At 74.1% G+C, this 7,534-nt stretch carries 6 protein-coding genes; 1 reads left to right on the plus strand and 5 read right to left on the minus strand.

The window, feature by feature from the left end; translation table 11 throughout:
- Window positions 1-304 precede the first annotated feature (304 nt).
- The 5 genes from AC51EU_RS24355 to AC51EU_RS24375 all read right to left on the minus strand — a co-directional run bounded on the left by AC51EU_RS24355 (window position 305) and on the right by AC51EU_RS24375 (window position 5,415).
- The gene (locus tag AC51EU_RS24355) at window positions 305-985 is read right to left on the minus strand and encodes a response regulator (protein WP_496269198.1); all 681 of its coding nucleotides are present in this window, start codon (window positions 983-985) and stop codon (window positions 305-307) included.
- Window positions 982-2,358: a sensor histidine kinase gene (locus tag AC51EU_RS24360; RefSeq protein ID WP_496269199.1), complete on the minus strand. Its 1,377-nt coding sequence runs from the start codon at window positions 2,356-2,358 to the stop codon at window positions 982-984. The genes AC51EU_RS24355 and AC51EU_RS24360 overlap by 4 nt, the downstream gene beginning before the upstream one ends.
- A 122-nt stretch (window positions 2,359-2,480) precedes the next feature.
- Window positions 2,481-3,347, minus strand: coding sequence for a DUF4429 domain-containing protein (locus tag AC51EU_RS24365; protein ID WP_496269200.1), 867 nt, complete (start codon window positions 3,345-3,347; stop codon window positions 2,481-2,483).
- An 89-nt stretch (window positions 3,348-3,436) separates the two neighbouring features.
- The gene (locus AC51EU_RS24370) at window positions 3,437-4,654 is read right to left on the minus strand and encodes an alpha/beta hydrolase (RefSeq protein ID WP_496269201.1); all 1,218 of its coding nucleotides are present in this window, start codon (window positions 4,652-4,654) and stop codon (window positions 3,437-3,439) included.
- 101 nt (window positions 4,655-4,755) lie between these two features.
- Window positions 4,756-5,415 (minus strand): TetR family transcriptional regulator, encoded by a 660-nt coding sequence (locus AC51EU_RS24375; protein WP_496269202.1) that lies wholly within the window; start codon window positions 5,413-5,415, stop codon window positions 4,756-4,758.
- A 111-nt stretch (window positions 5,416-5,526) separates the two neighbouring features.
- On the opposite strand from AC51EU_RS24375, the gene AC51EU_RS24380 reads away from it, so the two are divergent.
- A complete protein-coding gene (locus AC51EU_RS24380; protein ID WP_496269203.1) occupies window positions 5,527-7,131 on the plus strand; it encodes an MFS transporter in 1,605 nt (534 codons plus the stop codon).
- Window positions 7,132-7,534: the final 403 nt, after the last annotated feature.

Raw genomic sequence — 7,534 nt, forward strand, 5'->3', positions numbered from 1 at the left:
CGACGGCCAGCGCGAGGGCGGCGGTGATCAGCGTGCGCTTGCTGCGCCGCGCGGCGGCCCGCAGCACGGACATGGTGGCGTCTCCCTCTTCCAACGTGATGACGTGGGGAAACGTAGGAAGAGGGTGGGTGACGAGACGTCACCCCGCGGCGCCAAGTACGGGTGATACCCGGGTAGCAGGCCCCGGGGCGGTGTCGTACCGGAGAGGTACGGGCGGGCTCGGGCACCCGCCGGCGGGATCACCCGAGGTCGCCCCGCCCCGCGCGCCCGCGCCGCCGCCCGGAGCGGCGGACCGGCCGTCCGCTCACCGGCCGCCGGGTGCCACCAGCCCCGACTCGTACGCGAAGATCACCGCCTGGGCGCGGTCGCGCAGCGACAGCTTGGCCAGCACCCGGCCGATATGGGTCTTCACGGTCTGCTCGGCGAGCACCAGCGTCGCGGCGATCTCCTGGTTGGACAGCCCCCGGGCGATCAACCCCAGTACCTCCGTCTCGCGCGGGGTGAGGTCGTTGAGCCGCAGCGCCTCGCGGTCCGTGCGGGGCGCCGGGCGCTGCCGGGCGAAGTCGGCGATCAGCCGGCGGGTCACCGACGGCGCGAGGAGCGCCTCGCCCGCCGCGACGACCCGCACCGCGGATATCAGGTCCGCGGGCGGCGCGTCCTTGAGCAGGAAGCCCGAAGCGCCCGCGCGCAGCGCCTCGTAGACGTAGTCGTCGACGTCGAAGGTCGTCAGCATCAGCACCTTGGGGCGGTGCTCCACCCCGCGCGGCGGGTCGAGCAGCCGGCGGGCCGCCTCCAGGCCGTCCATCTCCGGCATCCGGACGTCCATCAGCACCACGTCGGGGTGGACCCGGCGGCTCAGTCCGACGCCCTGCGCGCCGTCCGGCGCGTCGCCCACCACCTCGATGTCGCTCTGCGCGGCGAGCAGCGCGGCGAAGCCCGCCCGCACCATGGCCTGGTCGTCGACGATGATCACTCGGATGGTCATGGGGAGACGGCGTCCTTCGCTGCGGGGCGGACGGGAGGGGACAGGGGGAGCCGGGCGGCGACGCGGAAACCGCCGTCGGGCAGCGGGCCGGTGTCGAGCGAGCCGTCCACCAGGCGCACCCGCTCGCGCATCCCGACCAGACCGTGGCCGGTGCCGTTGTGCTCCAGCGGCGCGGACGGCGAGGGCGGCGGCCCGTTGACCACCAGGACGGTGAGGAGCGCGTCGTCCGCCCGGGTCACGGACACCCGGGTCGGCGCGCCCGGCGCGTGCCGCACCACATTGGCCAGCGCCTCCTGCACGATGCGGTACGCCGACAGGCCCACCGCCGGTTCGAGGGGTATCGGCTCGCCGGGGACGGACAGTTCGACCGGGACACCCGCCCGGACCGTCGCCTCGACGAGCTTGGGCAGCTGGCCGAGACCGGGCTGCGGCGCCTTCTGCGGGCCGCCCTCCCGCTCGGTCTCCTCGCTGCGCAGCACGCCCAGCAGCCGCCGCATCTCCGCCAGCGACTCACGGGCGGACGCGGCGATCGCCCCGAACTCCTCCCGCGCCTCCTCGGGCAGCCCGCCGATCCGGTAGGGCGCGCTGTCGGCCTGCACCGTGATCACCGACATGTGGTGGGCGACGACATCGTGCAGTTCGCGGGCTATCCGGGTGCGTTCCTCCAGCAGCGTGCGGCGGGCGCGTTCGGCCTCGCTGATGGTCTCCTGCTCCAGCAGCCTGCGCTGGGCGTCGCCGCGCTCCCGCCACGCGGCGCCCATCAGCAGCATCACACCGCTCAGGACGAACATCAGCAGCCAGGTGTCGGTGCTGTCCGGGGGCGCGGCCGTCTGCGAGAGCAGGCCCGCGGCCCCGGTCGTCACCCATACGGCGACCACTGTCCGGCGGCCCTCGCGCAGCGACAGCGCCAGCATCAGCCCCAGATAGCCGATGATCACCGTCGGGGGCCAGGGCCACGGCCGTCCCGCGCTGCCGTCCGCGCCGATGACCAGCACCGCGCACAGCACATCGGCAGAGAAGATCACCCACCATGCCTGCAACGGCCGGGTCACCGCCATCAGCAGCGGCAGGGTCTGCGCGACCCCCAGCGCCCCGGCGAGGCCGCCGCCCAGGCCGTAGGTCCCGATCAGGAACGGGATCGACGTCGGCAGCAGGACGGCGGTGAGCACGAAGGCGACGACGTACGGCAGGCGGCGCACCCAGCGTCTGCGGGCCGTGCCCAGCAGCGGCTTCCCCGGGTCGGTCGGGGTGCCGAGGGCGCTGGTGAGCAGGCGCAGCGTCCGCCGGGCGGCGCGCAGCGCCCGGTCGCGGACCGGCGTGAGGGCCGCGCCGGGTGTCCGCTCCCGCTCCGGTGCCTGGGGCCGTGTCGTCATCGTCCGGCCAATCTATGCGACCCCACTGACAGCGGCGTCCTCCCCGCGGCCCGCCTCGCGCCGGGCGCCTGCTACCACGGTATGACCCGGGCCCGTCGCGGGCGGGCCGCCCGCGACGGGCGCTACAGCTCCGCCAGCAGCTCGGCCTTCTTCGCGCGGAACTCACCGTCCGTCAGCAGCCCGGCCCGGTGCAGCTCACCGAGCTGCCGGATGCGGTCCGCGACCCCGGCCGGGTCCCGGGGCTCCCGGGCCGCCGCGCACACCGGAACGCGCGGCGCGGGCCCCGCGGCCCGTACGGCGTGCAGGACGGCGGCGGCGAACGGCAGCGACTCGTGGACCGGCCCGTACCCGGAGCCGAGGACGACGGCCGCGGGGTCCTGGTCGGGCGCCTCGGTGCGCGCCGTGCGCGCCCCGTGCTCCAGCAGCCGCAGATGCCCCTGGTCGCCGCCGGGGCTGCGCCACTCCACCCCGGCCAGCTCCGCCACCGGGTAACTGCGGTCCCCGGAGCGCCACTTGGCCGACGAGGCCCCCGTCCGTGACCAGCGGAAGGTCACCGTACCGCCGTCGAACTCGGCCCTGGCGTCGTACGCCTTGAACCGCAGCGGCGGTCCGGGCGCGTCCACCAGATGGCGGTCGGACGGTTCCCCGGCCCGCGGTCCCAGTGCGGCGCGCAGCGCGTCGGCGCAGCGGACCGCGGATTCCTCCCGTTCGGCCGGGAGCACCAGCCGGTACGGGTCGGTGTCCTCCGTCAACTGCCCGTCGGCCGCCTCCATCAGGGGGTCGGCGCCCGGCCGGGGCGAGGCGCGCAGCACCACCGTGCCGCGTCTGCCCCCGGACAGCTCGACGGAGCTCAGCGCCTCGTAGGGGACGTGTCGTTCGCCGAGCGCCTGGAACAGCTTCGGCCTGCGGATCCCCCGTGCGAAGCGGATGAGTACGGAGTCCGGACGGAACTCCCAGACGGCGTGATAACCGGCCAGCACGTCACCCATACGGCTCATCGTAGGCGGCGGCCGCCCGCCCGTCCCCCTTCCGGACACCGGTGTGCCGTACATCCGGACGGCACACCGGTGACGCGGGGTCAGGCCAGACCGGCGCGGCAGTGCCGGTCGTCGGCCGCGCACGTCACCAGGGCGGGCGCGCCGACGCCGATCAGCGCGAAGTTGCTGAGGCTGCGGGTACCGGGGACGAAGTACCCGGCGTGCCCGGAGGCGCCGTGGGCCGACAGGAGGCGGGAGCCGAACGCCGGGTCGACCGGGTCGGCGCCGTGGCCGATGCCGCCGACCTCCAGGTACGGCACGTCCTGGATCCAGTCGTCGGCGTCGCGCATCGCCCACACCCGGGCGCGGGTCCCCAGCGCGGCCTTGTTGTCCGCCCGCATCCCGGGGCTGCCCGCGACGGCGATGTCGCGCACGGAGCCGGGCAGGTCGCGCGCGGCGATGCCGCACACCACCGAGCCGTAGCTGTGGCAGAAGAGGGAGACCTCGGCGGCGGACGGCAGGGACCGCGTCAGCGCGTCGAGCCGGGCCGCGCCGGCCGCGGCGAGCTGCCCGGTGGCGGCCTCCATGCCGAGGCCGGCCGGCGCGGTGTAGTCGGCCCAGGCGATCACGGCCGTACGGGCGTCGGGCCGGGCCGTGCGTTCGGCGGCGTAGAGGGCCCGCGCCATGCCGACGGGGGCGGCCTGGGCCCGTTCGGTGCGTTCGAACGTGGTGAGGTTGGTGTCCACGCCGGGCACCACGACGGAGATGTGGCGGGCGCGGGTGAGGTCGCCGAAGACCTCGGCGGCCCGGCCGCCGCCCGCCGGGTCGAACGCCAGGATGCGGCGGCCGGGGCTCATCAGGGAGCCGAGGCGGTGCTCCAGCCGCGCGGCCGTCTGCCGGCCGACGGGGGTCAGCCGGCGGTCGGCGGCGTGCTCGCGCGCCACTTCCCGCGCCTGGGCCAGCGCCGTGCGGTTGGCGTGGTAGCGCAGGGGGACGGGGGCGCCGCCGAGGTTGCCGACGACCAGCGGATAGCGGTCGGCGAGGCGCAGGCGTTCGGCGCGGTCGAGCGAGGCGAAGAACGCGCGGACGGCGGCCGGGCCGCCGCGGTCCGGGTCGGGCAGACGGTGTCCGCGGAAGGAGGCGTGGCGCCAGGCGTCCTTGGCGGTCGCCAGCGGGTCGGCGTCCTCCTTGGTGGCTCTGATCGCGGTCCAGCCGGTCAGGGCGAGCATCACGAAGACCACCACCAGGGCGAGCGTCGCACGCCAGGTGGCGGACTGGAGGAAACCGAAGGAGGGGCCGAGCCCGGGGAAAGAAGTCACCGCGAGCCAGGGTAGGAGACGCGGGCCCGTGACCGAGGGGGTCGTGGGCCATGTCACGTTTCACACCGGGTGATTCGACCAAACCGGGCGCGCCGCGTGGCCTACCGGGCGGCGCGCCAGTCGTCGGCGAGGGCCGGGCCGACGTGGTCGAGGTAGGAGTGGGTCACCTCGGCGAGGGACGCCACACTGCACTCGTGCCCTTCGCCCCAGGTCTTCCCGGCCGCGCGCATCACCCCGCCGAAGGCGGCGACCATGACGCGCGGCCGGGGGTCGGCGTCCACGTCCACGCCCTCGCGCTCGGCGATCAGCCGGGCGACGCGTTCCTCCATCTCGACGGAGCGCCGCAGATGGGCGGCGACCAGCGCGGGCGTCGACTCGATCACCCGGAAGGCGCGCATGTACAGGTCGACGGGGACGACCGCCTCGATGGCGGCACCGATGTCGTCCCACGCCTGCATCACCGCTTCGCGCAGCGCGGTGAGCGGGGGTTCGCCGGACGGGCGGTCGCGCAGGACCTCCAGGAACCGCTCCTCGACCATCGCCTGGACGGCGAAGGCGACGTCCTCCTTGCTGGCGAAGTAGCGGAAGAAGGTGCGCTGGGAGACGTCCACCGCGGCGGCGATCTCGTCGATCGTCGTCTCGTCGTAGCCCCGGGTCGTGAAGAGTCCGAGGGCCGCCCGGACGAGGGCGTCGCGGGTGCGTTGCTTCTTGCGCTCGCGCAATCCGCCGGCGCTCCCCGCCGACGGCGTCGAGGTGACCATTCGGCGCCGCCTTTCGTGTTCTCGCTGATCAGGATACCTGTGAGCGACATGACAGTTACCGACTCATGAATCACTTTGTCAACTGTCAGTGGCTGACATTAACCTGCCGGTATGAGCTCCCAGACCTCGGTCGCCGACGACCCGGCACCGCAACTTCCCGAAACCGAGCCCCGCAAAGGGCTACGCGGCCACCCGTGGCTGACCCTGCTCTCCGTCGCCATCGGCGTCATGGTGGTCGCGCTCGACGGCACCATCGTCGCCATCGCCAACCCGGCGATCAAAGAGGATCTGCACGCCTCGCTCGCCGACGTCCAGTGGATCACCAACGGCTACATGCTCGCGCTGGCCGTCTCGCTGATCACGGCGGGCAAGCTCGGTGACCGCTTCGGCCACCGCCAGACCTTCCTCATAGGCATCCTGGGCTTCGCCGCCTCCTCGGCCGCGATCGGCTTCTCCAGCGCGGTCGCCTGGGTCATCGTCTTCCGGGTGTTCCAGGGCCTCTTCGGCGCGCTGCTGATGCCCGCCGCGCTCGGCCTGCTGCGCGCGACCTTCCCCGCCGAGAAGCTCAACATGGCGATCGGCATCTGGGGCATGGTGATCGGCGCGTCCACCGCCGGCGGCCCGATCGCCGGCGGTCTGCTCGTCGAGCACGTCAGCTGGCAGTCGGTGTTCTTCATCAACGTCCCGGTCGGCATCCTCGCGCTCGTCCTCGGCCTGCTGATACTCAAGGACCACCGCGCCGAGAACGCCCCCCGCTCCTTCGACATCCCCGGCATCGCGCTGCTGTCCGGCGCGATGTTCTGCCTCATCTGGCCGCTGATCAAGGCGTCCGAATGGGGCTGGGGAGACGTCAAGACCTGGGGCTTCCTGATCGGCTCGGTCGTCCTCTTCGCGCTCTTCGCGGTCTTGGAGACCAAGGTCCGCGAGCCCCTGATCCCGCTGCGGATGTTCCGCTCCGTGCCGCTGACCGCCGGCACCGTCCTGATGGTGCTGATGGCCTTCGCCTTCATGGGCGGCCTGTTCTTCGTCACGTTCTACCTCCAGAACGTGCACGGCATGAGCCCCGTCGACAGCGGCCTGCACCTCCTCCCGCTCACCGGCATGATGATCGTCGGCTCGCCCCTCGCCGGCGCCCTGATCACCAAGTTCGGGCCCCGTATCCCGCTGGTCGGCGGCATGGTGCTGACCGCCGTCGCGATGTACGGGATGTCCGGCCTCGACACCGGTACGGGCACCGGCACGATGTCCCTCTGGTTCGCCCTCCTCGGCATGGGCCTCGCGCCGGTCATGGTCGGCGCCACCGAGGTCATCGTCGGCAACGCGCCGCTGGAGCTGTCCGGCGTCGCCGGCGGTCTCCAGCAGGCCGCGATGCAGGTCGGCGGCAGCCTCGGCACCGCCGTGCTGGGCGCGGTGATGGCCTCCCGCGTCGAGGACCGGCTCCCGGAGAACTGGAAGGCGGCGCAGCTGCCGCCGGTCGCCCCCGAGCAGCTGTCCCAGGCGTCCGACGCCGTCTCGGTCGGCATCGCACCGGTGCCGCCGGGCACCCCGCCGGAGCTGGCCCAGAAGATCACCTCCGTCGCCCACGAGACCTTCACCTCCGGCATGTGCCTGGCCTTCACGGTCGCCTGCGCGGTGGCCGTCGTCGCGGCCCTGGTCGCCGTGTTCACCAAACGCGGCGAGAACGCGGAGGCGGGCGCCGGCGTCGGCCACATCTGACCGGCACCCACCCGTCACAGCACCGGCGCGCGGCCGGCCGGGGAGTACACCCTGGCCGGCCGGGCGCCGTCGTACGCCGGGGGCGCGGGGGCGGGTGAGGCACCGGGCATGTGCCGGTCCGCGTGGGGCCCGGGGCGTACGGCGGGCCCGCGCCGCGCGCACCCCGGCCCGTACATCGGAGTCCCCCAGGGCGCGAACCGGCGCCCGCAGGGTGGCGCGCCCGTCAACCACACACCCCCGCCCACACCACCGCACTCCCCGCCCTCGCGCGCCCGTGCCGTGTCGCCCGTCCTGATGACACCCGCGCGGGAACCAGCCCTCGCGCCCCGGTTACCCGCACCCGTCCGCACGGATCAGCGCACCGTCCCCCTCTCGGAGGAACGGTTTCCGCGCGCCCGCCGAC

It is taken from the genome of Candidatus Streptomyces philanthi (genome assembly GCF_059553635.1).

Excerpts from the sequence above, each read along its gene's own strand:
- AC51EU_RS24355 (WP_496269198.1), bottom strand. The coding sequence starts at position 985 with ATGACCATCCGAGTGATCATCGTCGACGACCAGGCCATGGTGCGGGCG.
- AC51EU_RS24360 (WP_496269199.1), bottom strand. The coding sequence starts at position 2,358 with ATGACGACACGGCCCCAGGCACCGGAGCGGGAGCGGACACCCGGCGCG.
- AC51EU_RS24365 (WP_496269200.1), bottom strand. The coding sequence starts at position 3,347 with ATGGGTGACGTGCTGGCCGGTTATCACGCCGTCTGGGAGTTCCGTCCG.
- AC51EU_RS24375 (WP_496269202.1), bottom strand. The coding sequence starts at position 5,415 with ATGGTCACCTCGACGCCGTCGGCGGGGAGCGCCGGCGGATTGCGCGAG.
- AC51EU_RS24380 (WP_496269203.1), top strand. The coding sequence starts at position 5,527 with ATGAGCTCCCAGACCTCGGTCGCCGACGACCCGGCACCGCAACTTCCC.